Consider the following 17824-nt stretch of genomic DNA (forward strand, 5'->3'; position numbering starts at 1 on the left):
ATTTTAGTATTACGATAAAAAAACCCATCGGTTATCGATGGGTTTTTCAGATTGTTAATTAATATTTACTTTGTAAACAACAGTTCTCTATACTTAGTCAATGTCCAGCTTTCGTCATCAACTAATAATTCTAGTTTATCGCAGTGATTACGAATATCTTCAAAATACGGTTTTACTTTATTGCAATACACTTCGGCCATTTTTTGAGCATCAGTCAATTGATTCGCAATTCTTCTTTCATTAGTCATCGCCAACACTTTAGAATTGATTCCTTCAATGTGGCCTGAAATTTCTTTAATCAAAACAATTTGTTCTTTTGCAATCGTTTCAAACTCTTTTCCAAAAATCTCTTTTAATCCCTTTACATTTTCGATTAAAGTGTTTTGGTAACGAATTGCAGTCGGAATAACATGATTTCTAGAAATATCTCCTAAAACTCGACCTTCAATCTGAATTTTTTTAGTGTATTCTTCCAATTCAATTTCGTAACGCGCTTCCGCCTCGATATGATTTAGAATTCCTAATTCATCAAATAAATCAAGAGCTTGTTTCGAAACTTTGGCCTTAATTGCCTCAGGCGTTGTTTTAAAATTGCTTAAACCTCTTTTAGCTGCTTCTTTTTCCCAAGCTTCACTATAACCGTCTCCTTCAAAAAGAATTTTTTTAGATTGTTTAATATATTCTCTTAAAACATTAAAAATCGCATCATCTTTTTTCATGTCTTTAGAGTCGATTAAATTATCAACTTCTATTTTAAAATCTTTTAATTGTTTTGCTACAATCGCATTAAGAGTTGTCATTGCATTCGAGCAGTTTGCATTTGAACCTACAGCTCTAAACTCAAATTTATTTCCTGTAAAGGCAAAAGGCGAAGTTCTGTTTCTATCTGTATTATCTAAAAGAACGTCTGGAATCTTCCCTACAACATTCAATTTTAAATCGGTTTTTTCTTCTGGAGATAATTTTCCAGTTGTTACGCTTTCTAATTCACTTAAAACTTTTGTCAGCTGTTCTCCAATAAATACCGAAATAATAGCTGGCGGTGCTTCATTTGCTCCTAATCTATGATCGTTGCTTGCTGTTGCGATAGAAGCTCTTAATAAAGTTTCATAATCGTTAACTGCTTTTATTGTATTAATAAAGAAGGTCAAAAACTGTAAATTACTCATTGGCGTCTTGCTCGGACTCAATAAGTTAACTCCAGTATCTGTTGCCAGCGACCAATTATTGTGTTTTCCTGAACCATTTACACCTTTAAAGGGTTTTTCATGAAATAATACTTTAAAATCATGTCGCTCTGCCACTCTCTGCATTACATCCATTAATAAAGAATTGTGATCTACGGCAAGATTTGTTTCTTCGAAAATTGGAGCAAGCTCAAACTGATTTGGCGCTACTTCATTATGACGTGTTTTTACAGGAATTCCCAATAACATACATTCTTGTTCTAAATCTCTCATGTACGTTAAAGCACGCGTCGGAATAGACCCAAAATAATGATCGTCAAGCTGTTGCCCTTTTGCAGAAGTATGTCCTAATAAAGTTCTTCCGGTCATCATTAAGTCTGGACGAGAATTGGCCAAAGCTTTATCAATCAAAAAATATTCTTGTTCCCAGCCTAGAGTTGCCGTTACTTTTTTAACGTTTTTATCGAAATATTTACAAACTTCTGTAGCAGCTTCATCCATGGCAGATAAAGCTCTTAACAACGGAATTTTATTATCCAAAGCTTCACCTGTATAAGCAATAAAAACTGTTGGAATACATAAAGTTGTTCCGTAAATAAATGCGGGAGAAGTTGGATCCCAGGCTGTATAACCGCGAGCTTCAAAAGTATTTCTGATTCCTCCGTTAGGAAAACTTGATGCATCTGGTTCTTGCTGTACTAATTGTGCTCCGCCAAATTTTTCTACAGGATCGCTTCCGTCGTATGAAGTTTCGAAAAAAGCGTCGTGTTTTTCTGCCGTTGTTCCTGTAAGAGGCTGAAACCAGTGCGTGTAATGTGTAACACCTTTTGATAACGCCCACTCTTTCATTCCCATAGCAATATAATCTGCCAGTTTTCTGTCTATTTTAGTTCCGTGCTGAATCGCATCTCTAACTCCTTTTAAAGCATCAGAAGTTAAAAACTGCTTCATTGCTTTCTCATTAAACACATTTGAACCAAAAATGTTAGATTTTCTATCCATTTCTTCAAAATGTACTGGCTTTCTTGTAGAAGCTTCTTTTAAAGCTTGGAAACGTAATGTTGACATGTATATAAGTTTAAAATTCGTAATAATTTTCACTAAAAAAAGAGGCACAAATATAAACAATTTAAGTGCCTTTTTAAAGGATAAATTTTAGATTTTTATGCGAAGATTTTTCAATAGAAGCCGACTTTTACAAAGAATAATGAAACAGAAATAAAGAAATATAACAAAATCCAGAGGCATTCTCTATTAAATAAACATTTTTTCATAATTTCTTAACCCAGAAATTCAAAAAAGAGCTTTAATTTTTGCGAATTTATTTTTTAAAGGTATTAAAAATTGCTTTTTTTAAAATATACCCCTTTAAAAATTGCGCTTATCTAAAAAATAATACAACGTTAAACAAAATAGCCCCCTAATTTTTAGGACTAAAAAAATAAATCTATATTTGACCCAACGAAAAAAAAACAAAAAAATTAATTTATATTATTATGGCTAAAATTAAGTTAGAGTACATTTGGTTAGATGGATATGAACCAACTCAAAATCTTAGAAGTAAAACTAAAGTTGAAGAGCACGAAAATTTCAAAGGAACATTAGAAGAACTTGGAAATTGGTCATTTGATGGTTCGTCAACAAAACAAGCTGAAGGTGGTTCTTCTGACTGTCTTTTAGTGCCTGTTGCTATTTATCCAGATCCAACTCGTATCAATGGATATTTAGTAATGACAGAAGTTATGTATGCTGACGGAACTCCACACGCTTCTAACGGAAGAGCTACTATTGATGATGATGGTGATTTCTGGTTTGGTTTCGAACAAGAATATTTCATCATGGATACTAAAACTTTATTGCCATTAGGTTTCCCTGTTGGAGGTTATCCTGCTCCACAAGGTATGTACTACTGCTCTGTTGGTGGAAAAAACACTCACGGAAGAAAATTAGTAGAAGAACATGCTGACTTATGTATCGCTGCCGGAATTAACTTTGAAGGTATTAACCAAGAGGTTGCTTGCGGACAATGGGAATTCCAATTATTCGCTAAAGGCGCTAAAAAAGCTGGAGACGAAATCTGGGTTGCTAGATACTTATTAGATCGTTTGACTGAAAAATATGGTTATTATATCGAATATCACCCAAAACCACTAGGAGATACAGACTGGAATGGTTCAGGTATGCATGCTAACTTCTCTAACGAAGTTTTAAGAACATGTGGAGACCAAGCAACTTACGAAAGAATTTGCGAGGCTTTCCGTCCTGTTACTGCTGAGCATATCGCAGTTTACGGAGCTTACAACGACCAACGTTTAACTGGTAAACACGAAACTGCATCTATACACGATTTCTCTTACGGAGTTTCAGACAGAGGATGTTCTATCAGAATTCCTTTAATGACTGTTCAAAGAGGTTGGAAAGGTTGGTTAGAAGACAGAAGACCAGCTTCAAACGGAGATCCATACAAAATTGCTGCTAGAATTATCAAAACTGTAAAATCAGCGCTATAATTCATAGTTCAAATTATACTATAAAGTGCCATCTTAATTGATGGCACTTTTTTTTTGTTTCTATTGTCACACTGAGCGAAGTCGAATTGCCGCACAGCAAACCCGACAGGTTTAAAAACCTGTCTGATTTAGGATCTTGAACCGATCGAATATCCTAAATTGCAATAAAATTTTTAAACGCCTAATATTTCGACTTCACTTAAGATGATTGAAAGACTTAAATCTTAACTAAAATTTGAAAGTAATTTTCTAATAATTAGTTTTTAAGTTAAACTTCAAAACCTATCTTTGTAAATCATTTAAAAAATAGCTTATGTTTGTCTGGATTTCATTTTTATTAGCTGTAGTACTTATTCTTGCCTTAGATTTGGGTGTTTTTAACAAAAATCCACATATTATCAGTACCAAAGAGGCAAGCAAATGGACTCTGATCTGGGTTACTTTATCCTTCTTATTTTCAGGAGTAATTTACTGGCTATATACTACAGATTATATTGCAAATCCAGATAAACTGAAACCTGCTGTAGCTTCAATGAAGTTTATCACCGGTTATTTAATCGAATTATCTTTAAGTGTCGACAATATATTTGTAATCGCTATTATTTTTGCTTCTTTCAAAATACCTCAAAAATACCAGCACCGTGTTTTATTTTGGGGAATTTTAGGTGCAGTTATTTTCCGTGGATTAATGATTTTCTTCGGCGTTATGCTGATCAATAAATTTACGTGGACAACTTATTTATTTGGTGGTTTCTTATTATTTACTGCAATTAAAATGTTGTTTTCTGGCGAAGATGAAGATTTTCAGCCGAAAAACTCTTTTGTATACAAAACATTAGGAAAGGTTATTCCGATTACTTCTGAAATGGATCATGAGAAATTTTTCATTTTAACTGAAAAAGGAAGAAAAGCAGCAACACCATTATTCGTAGCTTTAATTGTAATTGAGGTTATGGATGTTCTTTTTGCTGTAGACAGCGTTCCTGCAATTTTAGCCATTACATCTGATCCATTTTTAGTATTCAGTTCTAATATATTTGCCATTTTAGGATTGCGTTCTATGTATTTTTTCCTAGCGAATATGCTGGCAAAATTCAGTTATTTAGAATACAGCTTAGTTGCTATTTTAGCCTTTGTTGGATTAAAAATGCTGCTTCATGAATGGATTCTCGTTCCGGAATGGGCTTCATTAGGATTTATAGCTTTATCACTTTTAGTCGGAATCTTGGTTTCATTAAAATTTGGAGAAGAAAAAGAACTTACAGATACAGATTTAGGAGAAGAATAATATTCTTTGAAACATATATTCATAAAAAAAAGGAAATCGTAAGATTTCCTTTTTTTATTACTTCACTTATTTAGTTTAGCTTTTTAACATTGGTGTCATCAATATTATATTTTGCAATAACAGCGTTGTAGTCGGAATAATCTGGCTTAACTGATTTTCCGGTTGTAGAGAATGCACCTGGCACAATTACAATTCGAAAAACTTGATTTGTTCTAAATCCTGCTGCAACTGTTCCTAAGTCATTACCATCCATAAAAATGTTAATGTCATCTTGAGAAAAGTCAAATTCATAACTAAAATTTCTTGTACCGTCAGCAAAAAAGTAAGTATCAGGAAGTAATTTCCAAATGTCTCTTCCGTTGTCTACTGCAGAAAGTCTGTAAACCAATATTACGTCTGAATCATATATAGAAGGATTTAAGTCTACCAACGTACTGAAACTGTTGGCTGATGTAAAGTTAACGCCGGAAACTTCAAAAACCTCGCTGATTGTATCTCCATCACCATTATTATCATCTGAACAACTCGAAAAGGCTAAAAGGCCTGCAACTGCAAAAAGGGTAAGTATCTTTTTCATGGTATTTGTGTTATTATTTGTTTTTAGATTATACATAAAGGTATTCCAAAAATCAAACCAAAAAAAATATTTAGCTGTAAAATCGTTAAAATTTTTAGCTACTTTTTCGCAACTTGCTGATTTTTAAGCAGGATTTTATTAAAAAACAACACATGATAAGGCAGAGAGTTTTCCCAATAATCCCAAGTATGTGCTCCAGGACGTTCGGTATAATCGTGTTCTACTTTATTATAGACCAATCTTCGGTGTAATTCTCTATTTGGTTCTATTAAAAAATCATCAACACCGCAATCTATAATTAGCGGCAGTTTATTCGATTTTATTTTATCTAACATTCCCATAACGGCATATTGCGCATACATTTCTGAGCTGTCGCTTTTATCGCCAAATACAGGTTGCATTAATTTAACTACTTGGGCAGAAGATTCTCTATTTAGCATTGTACTCATGTCTACAGCACCGCTCATGCTTCCGGCAGCGCAAAACAATTCAGGATGTTTCGCAGATAAATAAAGTGCACCATGCCCGCCCATCGAAAGTCCGGTAATTACCCTTCCGTTTTTGTTGCTGATTGTTCTGTATGTTTTATCGACTTTCTGAATGACTTCCTGCGTAATAAACGTTTCAAACTGACTTTCTTTATTTACGGGGCTGTCCAAATAAAAACTGAAAGTCTCGCCTTCAGGCATTACAATAATTATATTGTACTGATCTGATAATCCTTGAACTAATTTTTTATTCGGGGTATTTTTTAGCCAGTCGCTAAAATGTCCGTAAGCACCATGCAATAAATACAGTACAGGATAAGCTGTTTTTGTCTTGGAATAAGAATTTGGCAATACAACGGCAGCTTTATAGGTTTTGCCCATTGCTGTACTTGCAACTTGCAAAGTATCTACTTTTGCTGCGTATGTCATGGATGAAATGAACAAAACAGCAGTAAACACTAAAATTTTAAAGTTTTTCATTTTTATAATTTTTCTGATTAGGGATTGTAAATATACCTTTTTCGAATAAATTATATGAAAAATCCGACCAGTTTTTCACCAATCGGATTTGTATTTTGTTTGATTATTTGTTTTGAAAAAATTCGGTGTTCAATAACAAACACTAGCTAATAATAATCTTGTGTTCATGACGGTATTGTGATGCGCTCTTACCAGTATACTGTTTGAATGATTTACTAAAATGGCTAAAATTATTAAAACCGCTTTCATAACAGACTTCATTTATGCTCATTGGTTTTTCGGCCAAAAGTTTTGATGCATGAACCAAACGATATTCGTTTACAAACTCCGTAAAGGTTTTATTTGAGATTTTTTTAAAATATCGGCAAAACGAAGGCGTCGTCATACTTACCAAACTTGACACTTCATCAATAGCAATCGATTCCTGAAAATGATCTTTAACATAATTAAAAACCACATTAATTCGATCGCTGTCCTGTGTCTGCAATTCTAACGAAAAACCATCCGCGTTCAAAACCGTATAATCTTCTGAAGAATCTAATTCATCTAAAATGCTCAAGAGTGTCAGCAAACGCTCAAACGGAAGCTGTTGTTCCATCATTTCGATTTTTTTGCCAATTTGTTTCTTAGTTTCACCGTTAAAAGCAATACCGCCTTTTGACTGACTAAGAATATTTTGAACCTTTTTCATTTCGGGAGCGATAAAAAAATCATTCCCTAAAAATTCAGGTTTGATATGAATAACGGTTTCATTTTTATTACCCGTTTGTTCATTTGTAAATCCACAATGTGGCAAATTAGCGCCTATTAAAATCAAATCTCCGTTTGTATAATAAGAAACATGGCTTCCTATTTGTCTTTTTCCCGCACCTCCATTTATATAAACCAACTCAATTTCTGGATGATAATGCCACAAATGGGCTTTACTGTTGGTCTTTTCGGCATGTTTAGTGTAGGTAAAAGAACTTCCGTATGAGTTTGATATCACTTCAAGAGCTGGGGCAATTGTCTTCATGATAAATTCTTTAAATAATAATAGCAAATTTAACAAAAATACCTAATATAATTCAAAATTTAACCTATAACGGTTTCGTACTTGCGAATATTGCACAATAATACATTTAGAAATAATATCGAATTCAATCATATTTAGTCGTTTTTTATACGACCCGTATTTTTATCGATGATTTTTTTAATATATCGTATTTAATAAGTTCTTTTTATAAATATACAGCATTTTTGTAAGAATGTTGGATGATTATAAAAAATGTGTATATTTGAATTTTATTGAAAATAAATAGCCGAATTAACAAAAACACCTAAAATAATTCAAATTTTAACCTATAACGGTTTCGTAAATGAGAATATAGCACATAAATTGGCAAATAGAGTTGTGAAAAAAAATACATAACTAAGGTAATTTAGCAGCAGAGAATTAGAACTAATAATTTAAAACATAAGGAATATGAAAAAGATTTTAAAATTAAGTTTAGTAGCTGCAGTACTATTATCAGGAATGAGTACTTATGCAATCGATGGTGAAGGAGAATTTGGTCTTCATGTATTGAAAGGAAATGCAAATGGAAAACTTGTTACGTTTGCCTTGAACCAGACAAAAAAAGCCAACCTATCTATTTATGATAAAGATGGCAACTTATTATATTCTGAAAACGCTTCAGGAAAAGACGGAATTTTAAGAACTTTCAGTTTTGAAGAATTTCCAGCAGGAACTTATATATTAGAAGTTGAAGACAGCGTGAAAAAAGTAAGACACGAAATTACAGTTACTGATAACACTTCTGTTTTATCATCAAAAGCAATTTCATCAGTTTACAAAGCTGCAAAAAATACAAGCGTAGCAGTACGCTAAAAAAGTTATACTCTTATACAGTATAAAATGAGGTTAGATAGTTAGTAAAGTTTAAAAACTGAAAAGTTTTTCAAAACAGCTCTTTGTGGTTATTGAGCTGTTTTTTTTATGTCTTATTTTTTCTGATAAAATAACATTAACCACTTCAATTTTTATCCTTGCAATAATTACCTAAACATTAGCTTATTGTAAACTTAAATACCATAATTCATTAAAAAATAATAACTGATTTAACAAAAACGATAAATATAATTTAAAAATTAACCTATAACGGTTTCGTAAATGAGAATACAGCATCGAAATTGGAAAATAGAGTTGTGTAAATACAAATAAATCATAACTAATTTAGCATCAGAGAATTAGACCTATTAATTAAAAAAACTAATGCTATGAAAAAGATTATAAAAACGAGTTTAGTATGTGCATTGCTTTTCAGTGGAATAAGCACTTATGCAATTGGCGGAAAAGGAGATTTGAATGTTCATGTATTAAAAGGTAACGGGAAAGTGATTACGTTTGCTCTTAATAGAATCACAAAAGCAAGTGTTTCAATTTATGAACAAGATGGAACTCTAATTTATTCTGAAAATGCTTCAGGTAAAGATGGAATTTTAAGAACTTTTAATTTAGCAGAATTTCCAGAAGGAACTTACTATTTAGAAGTTGAAGACAATACAAAAAAAGTTACGCACGAAATTACGATTAATAACGGTATCACTGTTTTATCTGCAAAAGCAGTTGCTACTGTTTACAAATCTGGTTTTGAAAAAAATTCAAGCGTAGCGGCGCGCTAAAAAGTTATACTTATATATAGGTATAAAAAATGAGGTTAGATCATTAGTAAGTTTTAAAACTTTAAACCTTTTAAGAACAGCTCTCTGTGGTAATTGAGCTGTTTTTTTTATGCCTATAAAAATCTGAAAGAATATTAGCCATGAAGCCTTATACACAAACAAATAAAACATTGAAAAATAATAATCAATTTAACAAAAACGATTAATATAATTCAAACTTTAACCTATAACGCTTTCGTAAATGAGAATATAGCATAGAAATTGGCAAATAGAGTTGTGCGAAACAATCTTTTCCTGAAGTAATTTAGCATTAGAGAAAGAGAATTAAAACTATTAATTTAAAAACTAATGCTATGAAAAAGAGTTTAAAATTAAGTTTAGTATGTGCAGTACTTTTTACAGGAATGAACAGTTTTGCAATTGAAGGAAGTGGAGATTTGAATGTTCATGTACTTAAAGGAAATGGAAAACTAATTACGTTTGCTCTAAATCAGGTTAAAAAAGCCAATTTAGCTATTTACGATAAAGATGGTAATCTTCTTTATTCTGAAAGCGCTTCAGGTAAAGACGGAATTTTGAGAACTTTCAGTTTATCCGAGTTTCCAGCAGGAACTTACTACTTAGAAGTTGAAGATAATACAAAAAAAGTAAGACACGAAATTACAATTACTGATGATGCTTCGGTTTTATCATCTAAAGCAATTTCATCAGTTTATAAAGCAGGTTATACTGCTAAAAATACAGGCGTAGCAGTACGCTAAAAAAGTTATACTCTCATAAAGTATAAATGAGGTTAGATAGTTAGTAAAGTTAAAAACGTGATTGTTTTAGAAACAGCTCTTTGTGGTTATTGAGCTGTTTTTTTTGTTTCAAACTGAAATAAAATTGACGCTAAATTTATTTCTGGAGAACTATTCTTAATAATTTTAAAAGGCTGATTAATAAACTTTTAAAAAAAAGCAAAAATAAACATCCAAGATTTAAGTTTTTACGTACATAGTGTAGTAAAAAGACAGAATCATCTTTAATTCAGCAACTTATCAACCTAAAAATGACATTTTATTGCCAAAAATTAAATTTCTTTTGTAGTTTTACCGTTCCACTATTTAGAGTAATTAACAATTAAAAACAATTTAAAAAAACATGACAAAATTTACAAAAATGGGCTTAGTTGTTGCCGTCTTATTAACAACAATCTTTACTTACGCAATTGAGAAAAAAGGGGATTATGTTTTAAACATAAAAACCGGAAATGGAAAAGTAGTTAGTTTTACTTTAGACACTATTGAAACATCAATTTTCTCTATCTATGATGAAAACAATAATTTGGTTTACAAAGGCGATTCTGCTTCAGACAAATTAGAGATTTCAAAAACAATAAGTTTAGAAGGTTTTCCAGCCGGAACTTATTTCTTAGAAGTAAAAGCGAATGATAAAGTTGTAAAACATGAGATTACTGTTGCAGCTAAAAAATCAAAAGCAATTAAGTTAGACGAATCAGTGAACGAAAGTCCTGGATTCCGCCGTTAATCACTCTTTTTGCCCGAAAAGTTAAAAAGCAGCTCTTTCCAGGAGCTGCTTTTTTTTATTCTTTATTAAAATTCTACATATTCCTTCTATACTGCCCGCCAACTTCAAACAATGCCGAAGTAATCTGACCCAAAGAACAAACCTTTGTCGCTTCCATTAAATGGTCGAATAAGTTTTCGTTTTTAATTGCCGCTTCCTGTAGTTTGTTTAAATGCTCGTTTACTTTTGCTTCGTGAAATTGATGCAAGTTATCCAGCATCGTAATCTGATATTGTTTTTCTTCTTCGGTGGCGCGAATTACTTCTGCCGGAATTACCGTCGGAGAACCTTTCGAACTCAAAAAAGTATTTACACCTACAATTGGAAAATCGCCGTTGTGTTTTAAGGTTTCGTAATACAAACTTTCTTCCTGAATTTTAGATCTTTGGTACATCGTTTCCATTGCACCTAAAACTCCTCCTCTTTCAGTAATTCTATCGAATTCTTGCAAAACTGCTGCTTCAACTAAATCAGTCAATTCTTCGATGATAAACGAACCTTGAATTGGGTTTTCGTTTTTGGCTAAACCTAATTCTTTATTGATAATCAACTGAATCGCCATGGCACGACGTACAGACTCTTCTGTTGGTGTTGTAATTGCTTCATCATAAGCATTAGTATGCAGTGAATTACAGTTGTCGTAAATCGCATACAAAGCCTGCAAAGTGGTTCTAATATCATTAAAATCAATTTCCTGCGCATGTAACGAACGTCCAGAAGTTTGAATATGATATTTCAGCATCTGTGCTCTTTCGTTGGCTCCGTATTTGTTTTTCATGGCTTTCGCCCAAATCTTGCGTGCCACACGTCCGATAACTGAATATTCAGGATCTACTCCATTCGAAAAGAAGAATGATAAATTTGGTCCAAAATCATTGATGCTCATACCGCGGCTCAAATAATATTCCACGTAAGTGAAACCATTAGAAAGCGTAAAAGCCAACTGCGTAATTGGGTTCGCTCCTGCCTCAGCAATATGATATCCTGAAATCGAAACTGAATAGAAATTACGAACATTTTTAGTAATAAAATATTCCTGAACGTCTCCCATTAATCGAAGTGCAAATTCGGTTGAGAAAATACAAGTATTTTGTGCCTGATCTTCTTTTAAAATATCAGCCTGAACTGTTCCTCTAACTTGAGATAATGTTTTGGCTTTTATTTCATTATAAACTTCTACAGGCAAAACTTCATCTCCGGTGACCCCCAAAAGCATCAAACCCAAACCATTATTTCCTTCTGGCAAATCGCCTTGGTATTTCGGTCTTTCTAAACCTTTGTCTTTGTATATTTTGTTGATTTTTATTTCAACTTCTTTTTCTAATTCGTTCTCCTTAATATAGTACTCACATTGCTGATCGATTGCGGCATTCATAAAGAAACCTAACAACATTGGCGCTGGTCCGTTAATGGTCATACTTACGGATGTCAAAGCATGAACCAGATCGAAACCTGAATACAGTTTTTTTGCATCATCTAAACAACAGATTGAAACTCCTGCATTTCCAATTTTGCCGTAAATATCCGGACGCAAATCTGGATCATTTCCGTATAAAGTTACACTGTCAAAAGCTGTTGAAAGTCGTTTTGCAGGCAATCCTGCACTTACATAATGAAAACGTTTATTGGTTCTTTCTGGTCCGCCCTCGCCCGCAAACATTCTTGACGGATCTTCGCCTTCACGTTTAAAAGGATATAATCCTGAAGCAAACGGAAATTCTCCCGGAACATTTTCTTGTAAATTCCAACGCAAAATATCGCCCCAAGCTTCGTACTTTGGCAAAGCAATTTTAGGAATCTGTAAGTGCGATAAACTTTCGGTATGTGTTGCAATCTTGATTTCCTTATCACGAACTTTAAAGCTGTAAACTGGATTTTTGTATTTATTTACTTTTTCATCCCAATTCAGGATAATTTCCCAATTGTACGGATCTAAATCCATTTTCACCTTATCGAACTGATTCAGTAAAAGATTTAAAAAGATTCTGTTTTCATCATGTTCCTGAATTCCAGTTGGCAAAACAGTCGAATCATCAATTCCTGCTTTATTAATCTGTGGCAATTTTCCAGAAACCGATTCTATTGTTTTAAAGATTCCGTATAGCTTCTGCGCTACTTTTTGCTGCGAAAGTGCACTTTCATCATAACTTCTATTATTCTCAGCGATTTCAGATAAATAACGTGTTCTGTGCGGTGGAATCACGAAGATTTTTTCGCTCATTTCACGCGTGATTTCAAAAGTCGAATTCAGGTTTGAATCTGTTTTTTCGACAATTTTATCCATAATTGCTTTGTAAAGCGTATTCATTCCTGGATCGTTAAACTGAGAGGCAATAGTTCCAAAAACTGGCATTTCATCTGGATTTTTATCCCAAAGATTATGATTGCGCTGGTATTGTTTTTTAACGTCACGAATGGCGTCTAAAGCGCCTCTTTTATCGAATTTATTCAATGCCACTAAATCTGCAAAATCAAGCATGTCAATTTTCTCTAATTGCGTTGCGGCACCAAATTCAGGTGTCATTACATATAAGGATACATCAGAATGATCCATAATCTCGGTATCTGATTGCCCAATTCCCGAAGTTTCCAAAATAATCAAATCGTATTTTGCTGCTTTTAGAACCTGAATCGCTTCAGCAACATATTTAGACAAAGCCAAATTCGACTGACGCGTTGCGAGCGAACGCATATAAACTCGTGGATTATTAATCGCATTCATGCGGATTCTGTCTCCTAAAAGTGCTCCTCCAGTTTTTCTTTTAGAAGGATCGACAGAAATTAATCCGATTGTTTTTTCTGGAAAATCAATTAAAAAACGGCGAACCAATTCATCAACTAAAGACGATTTTCCTGCCCCGCCCGTTCCTGTAATTCCCAGAACTGGAATTTTAGAATCCGTATTATTGGTATGAATCTGATCAAAAACTGGTTTTGCTATTTCTGGAAAATTCTCCGCTGCAGAAATTAATCTCGCAATTGCTGTTGGAATTTTATTTTCGATATGGTCAATTTCTCCATTTAGTTTATCTCCAATTGGATAATCGGAACGTTCAACCAAATCGTTTATCATTCCTTGCAGGCCTAAAGAACGGCCATCATCTGGAGAATAAATTCTGGTAATTCCATATTCATGCAATTCTGAAATTTCGCTTGGCAGAATAACACCGCCACCGCCGCCAAAAATCTTAATATGCCCTGCTCCTTTTTCATGAAGCAAATCATACATATATTTAAAGTATTCGTTGTGCCCACCTTGATATGATGTCATAGCAATTGCATTTGCATCTTCTTGGATGGCGGTATTCACCACTTCTTCTACACTTCGGTCGTGACCAAGATGAATTACTTCAACTCCTGTTGACTGAATAATACGACGCATAATGTTTATAGCTGCATCGTGTCCGTCAAAAAGAGATGCTGCGGTGACAATTCTTACTTTATTTTTAGGAATATATGGTATTTGCTGTTCCATTTTATGAATATGATAATTTTAAGGGAGCAATTTACAAAATATTTTAATATTTGTTCATCCTTATGGCGTTATGTTAACAAAAAAATGAAATGATGTTTATTGTAATGGGTAACAATTTCAATCGATATCGTATTTATTGTATATAGACCACGTCGACATGGCAATTTTGAAAAATTAAAATAAAATCCAACAACTTGTTTTCCAGACCCGTAAAGTAATTTAGCAGTGTAGAAAAGCCCCAAATTTTTACCAAAACTTTCATAACCTAAAAGTATAAACGTAAAAATTTACAAAATGAAAACACTATATCCAATCACCGTAATTTTAGGTTTGAGTTTTTTTGTATTGTCATTTAATACAACTGAAAACGATATTCATTCATATAAAAAAACTTCAACTTTTACAACCAAACACAACACTTCAGATCCTAATGACGCTGAAGAAATTTCAAATGATTTCTTCAAAAGATATTCGGATTTAAAAAAATACAAATCTGATGTCATGTCTTTGTATAAAAATAGAACTTTAGGATCTATTTGGCTTGATGAAGATAATGTTAATGAGTTTGGAGCTGTTTTGTATGAAAAAGCAAAAAAAACAGACGATTTGGTTATTCCTTATCAAAACGAAATCGATCAGCTGTTTGACTCTTCGTCAGAAACAAAACTTTCCAAAACAGATGCTGATATGCTTTTAAGCTCATTATATGTATTGTATATCAATAAAAGTAATGCAGAAGCTAAGAAAAAATTGTCATACAATGATTTGTTGAATGATTTCTTTAACTACAGCACGATCGAAGAAGCAACTGCTTCAAAAACCGATAATGTTAAAGTAGAATACGATCAATATTACAAATTACAAGACTTTTTAAATAAATACAAAAAATTAGAGCGATCAAATAAATGGAAACCAATAGTTCCAGAAGAAACACCTTATAAAGATTTACGACCAGATGCTGTTTCTAGCACTATTGCCCAAGTTAGAACTCGTTTGTATTTATTAGGAGATTTAAAAAATGATTCTAAAAGCAACGTATATGATCGTGAATTGATGGATGCTGTAATGAAATATAAAGTTCGTAACGGATTTAAACCCAATTATATTCTTGCAGAAGAACATATTAAAGAAATGAATGTGCCTCTTGCCGATAAAGTGGAGACGCTTAAACTTAATATGGAAAGATGTCGAGCTATTGCCACTCAAATTGCAAATAGTGATGAGTATGTTTTAGTAAACGTTCCTTCTTATGAATTGGTTTATGTTAAAAACGGAAAAGTACAATTAAGATCTAGTGTTTTTGTTGGTTCTCCTCTTACTAAAACAACCATTTTTAATAGTGAAATTGACCGAATTGTTTTCAGCCCTTATTGGACTGTGCCTCAAAGCATAGTAGAAAACGAATTAAAATCTAAAATGGCTGCTGATAAAAATTATCTTGCCGATCATAATATGGAAATTGTAAAAGGTCAGGTAAGACAAAAACCAGGTCCAGACAACTCTTTGGGACTAGTAAAATTTATGTTTCCGAATCCAGATGATATTTACATGCATGACACACCGTCTAAGACTTTATTCGATTTTGAAAAAAGAACTTTCAGTCATGGTTGTGTTAATGTGAAATTAGCAAAAGAATTAGCTGTTGCAATGCTTAAAGATTATCCTGAATGGACTCAGGAGAAAATTGATAAAGCTATGGCCGGCAAAACAGAAAGCAGTTTTAAATTAGCTAAAAAAGTTCCAATCTTCATTTCGTATTTTACTTCAATGGTAAATGAAAATGGTGAAATTGGTTTCTTTCAAGATGTTTATGAAAAAGACAATGAATTAAATACTATTTTATCCTCAGAATCTGTTTCATCAAATTAATTTAGAAAATAAAAAAATACAGAATCGGAAATTCATTTATTTGATTTTCCGATTTTTTTTTATTTACATACCATAAAAAACCCTAACTTATTAGTTTTAAAACTTTTATAAGCAAAAATCCTTTACATATTAGTTGACCTTTGCAAAATAATTTACCACTCTTTTATATTCAAAAAGAAGATTATGAAAACAAATAATATCGAAGGATTAACACTATTTGAGATAAATGTATTAATCCAGCAAGGGGGAAGATTTGTAATTTTTCCAAATACTATATCAAACCTATTTAAAAAATTTAAATGCTCTAACATTTATTTTGTTCGTCCTGAAGAAAATACGTTTAAATATGGTTTAAAACATTTCTTTAAAAATTTGGCAATTGGCTGGCGCTTTTTTCCTTCAGGGCCAATTTATACTCTTAAATCTTTGTTTTATTTAATAAAAGGAGGCACAGATTATACACAAATTATTTTAGACGAATTAGATCGTGATAATCCTATTTACAATCCTGATTTGCATTATTTAAAATATGCTTAGAGGCAACCAATACCATTCGTTTTTATTGTCTTAAACTACTATTTTAAAAACGTATCAAAGCTATAATAGTGATTGTATAAAAAGAGATTTGCCAAAATTTTATAAAAAAAATTCCAAATCTTTTTTTACTTAAAATCATATGAAAAAATACATTTTACTTTTTAGTATTGCAACAGCTATGTTCTCATCTTGCAACAAGACTGATTTAGGCAATTTAGTTTCAAATGATAAATCAACCCAAAACGGAGAAGCTTTTACTAGACCTAAAACCCCAAAAGCACAAGGAACTCCACGTATATTATTTATAGGAAACAGCCAAATAGAATATTTTGTGAGCGCGCCAGTATTGTTTGAAGAATTTTGCAATGCAAACAATCAACCAATGAATATAGATCAGCTATTAACCATGGGAGTTTCACTTGAAAAAGTTTATGATACTAACAAAACAGAGGCTAATCAAAAATTTTCTAATATCGATAAAGATGGAAATTATTATGACTATGTAGTTATTCAGGAATCAACTCCTGTAGCCTTATCTGAAATTGATAAATACAAAGCGAATGTAAAATTGATTGTAGAAAAAATACATAAAAATAGTCCGGATGTGGCCGTTTATATTTATCAGGGAATATCACCCGAATCCTATACAAATCCGGATTATATGCAATACCATAATGAACTGCGCAAAAATGCCATTTCAGTGATGGGGTTTATAAAAAATGCAGGTTTATTAAGAGTTGGCGATGCTGTTAAAGATGCTTATGAAGGTAAAAATGGTTACAAGTATTTAGTTGAAGATAAAGACAATCTACGATATGGTAAACATACCCTTCATCTTATAAACGATGGTGGTTTTATGCAGACAGTTTTACTATATGCTACAATTTTTGACAAGAAGCCAATAATACCAAAAAAATTAATTTTAGCAACAGGAACTACATACTTTGATACTACGAGAAAACAAGAGGTTATCAAAGCAATTAGTAACCCAAAAGCTTTAGAAGAAATTGCTTTTAGTAATCGATAAAAAATACTAATAAAATTTAAAAATCATCTTATAAATTTATGAGGTGATTTTTTTTGTTTAAGTAATTTATGAATTTATAAAAGTTCTTTAAAATATATTATAAAAAAATCCTAAGAAGTATTTTTAGATTTGAAAGATTACTGCTATCTTCCT

At 32.3% G+C, this 17824-nt stretch carries 14 protein-coding genes; 9 read left to right on the top strand and 5 right to left on the bottom strand.

Annotated features, from left to right (window positions below):
- Positions 1-65 precede the first annotated feature (65 nt).
- Positions 66-2255 carry a glutamine synthetase III gene (locus tag IR010_RS04825; protein ID WP_029268923.1) on the bottom strand — a complete coding sequence of 730 codons (2190 nt, stop codon included), beginning with the start codon at positions 2253-2255 and terminating at the stop codon, positions 66-68.
- Positions 2256-2683: 428 nt separating this feature from the next.
- Between IR010_RS04825 and IR010_RS04830 the strand changes: the two genes are divergently transcribed.
- Positions 2684-3697: a glutamine synthetase beta-grasp domain-containing protein gene (locus IR010_RS04830; RefSeq protein ID WP_029268921.1), complete on the top strand. Its 1014-nt coding sequence runs from the start codon at positions 2684-2686 to the stop codon at positions 3695-3697.
- A gap of 313 nt (positions 3698-4010) precedes the next feature.
- Entirely contained in the window at positions 4011-4985 is a 975-nt protein-coding gene (locus IR010_RS04835) for a TerC family protein (RefSeq protein ID WP_194602034.1), read from the top strand.
- A gap of 70 nt (positions 4986-5055) precedes the next feature.
- On the opposite strand, the gene IR010_RS04840 is transcribed toward IR010_RS04835, so the two are convergent.
- The 3 genes from IR010_RS04840 to IR010_RS04850 all read right to left on the bottom strand — a co-directional run bounded on the left by IR010_RS04840 (position 5056) and on the right by IR010_RS04850 (position 7545).
- Positions 5056-5562, bottom strand: a complete 507-nt coding sequence (locus tag IR010_RS04840) for a hypothetical protein (protein WP_228515089.1) — start codon at positions 5560-5562, stop codon at positions 5056-5058.
- Positions 5563-5660: 98 nt separating this feature from the next.
- A complete protein-coding gene (locus IR010_RS04845) occupies positions 5661-6530 on the bottom strand; it encodes an alpha/beta hydrolase (protein ID WP_194602040.1) in 870 nt (289 codons plus the stop codon).
- 142 nt (positions 6531-6672) lie between these two features.
- Positions 6673-7545, bottom strand: coding sequence for an AraC family transcriptional regulator (locus IR010_RS04850; protein ID WP_194567054.1), 873 nt, complete (start codon positions 7543-7545; stop codon positions 6673-6675).
- A gap of 450 nt (positions 7546-7995) precedes the next feature.
- On the opposite strand from IR010_RS04850, the gene IR010_RS04855 reads away from it, so the two are divergent.
- From IR010_RS04855 to IR010_RS04870, 4 genes are all read left to right on the top strand, one after another.
- Positions 7996-8400, top strand: a complete 405-nt coding sequence (locus IR010_RS04855; RefSeq protein ID WP_029268911.1) for a T9SS type A sorting domain-containing protein — start codon at positions 7996-7998, stop codon at positions 8398-8400.
- 389 nt (positions 8401-8789) lie between these two features.
- Entirely contained in the window at positions 8790-9194 is a 405-nt protein-coding gene (locus tag IR010_RS04860; RefSeq protein ID WP_194602043.1) for a T9SS type A sorting domain-containing protein, read from the top strand.
- Between the two features lie 353 nt (positions 9195-9547).
- A complete protein-coding gene (locus tag IR010_RS04865; RefSeq protein ID WP_194602046.1) occupies positions 9548-9955 on the top strand; it encodes a T9SS type A sorting domain-containing protein in 408 nt (135 codons plus the stop codon).
- Positions 9956-10337: 382 nt separating this feature from the next.
- Positions 10338-10724 (top strand): hypothetical protein, encoded by a 387-nt coding sequence (locus tag IR010_RS04870; protein WP_029268904.1) that lies wholly within the window; start codon positions 10338-10340, stop codon positions 10722-10724.
- 73 nt (positions 10725-10797) lie between these two features.
- On the opposite strand, the gene IR010_RS04875 is transcribed toward IR010_RS04870, so the two are convergent.
- Entirely contained in the window at positions 10798-14238 is a 3441-nt protein-coding gene (locus tag IR010_RS04875) for a methylmalonyl-CoA mutase family protein (RefSeq protein WP_194602048.1), read from the bottom strand.
- 294 nt (positions 14239-14532) lie between these two features.
- On the opposite strand from IR010_RS04875, the gene IR010_RS04880 reads away from it, so the two are divergent.
- The 3 genes from IR010_RS04880 (at position 14533) to IR010_RS04890 (ending at position 17671) form a co-directional block, all read left to right on the top strand.
- Complete coding sequence (locus IR010_RS04880; RefSeq protein ID WP_194602050.1) at positions 14533-16107, top strand: L,D-transpeptidase family protein; 1575 nt, start codon at positions 14533-14535, stop codon at positions 16105-16107.
- Between the two features lie 183 nt (positions 16108-16290).
- Positions 16291-16644: a hypothetical protein gene (locus IR010_RS04885; protein WP_194602053.1), complete on the top strand. Its 354-nt coding sequence runs from the start codon at positions 16291-16293 to the stop codon at positions 16642-16644.
- Between the two features lie 139 nt (positions 16645-16783).
- Positions 16784-17671 (top strand): hypothetical protein, encoded by an 888-nt coding sequence (locus IR010_RS04890; RefSeq protein WP_194602056.1) that lies wholly within the window; start codon positions 16784-16786, stop codon positions 17669-17671.
- The last annotated feature ends 153 nt before the right edge of the window (positions 17672-17824 follow it).

The organism is Flavobacterium sp. MR2016-29 (assembly GCF_015350695.1).
GTDB lineage: Bacteria > Bacteroidota > Bacteroidia > Flavobacteriales > Flavobacteriaceae > Flavobacterium.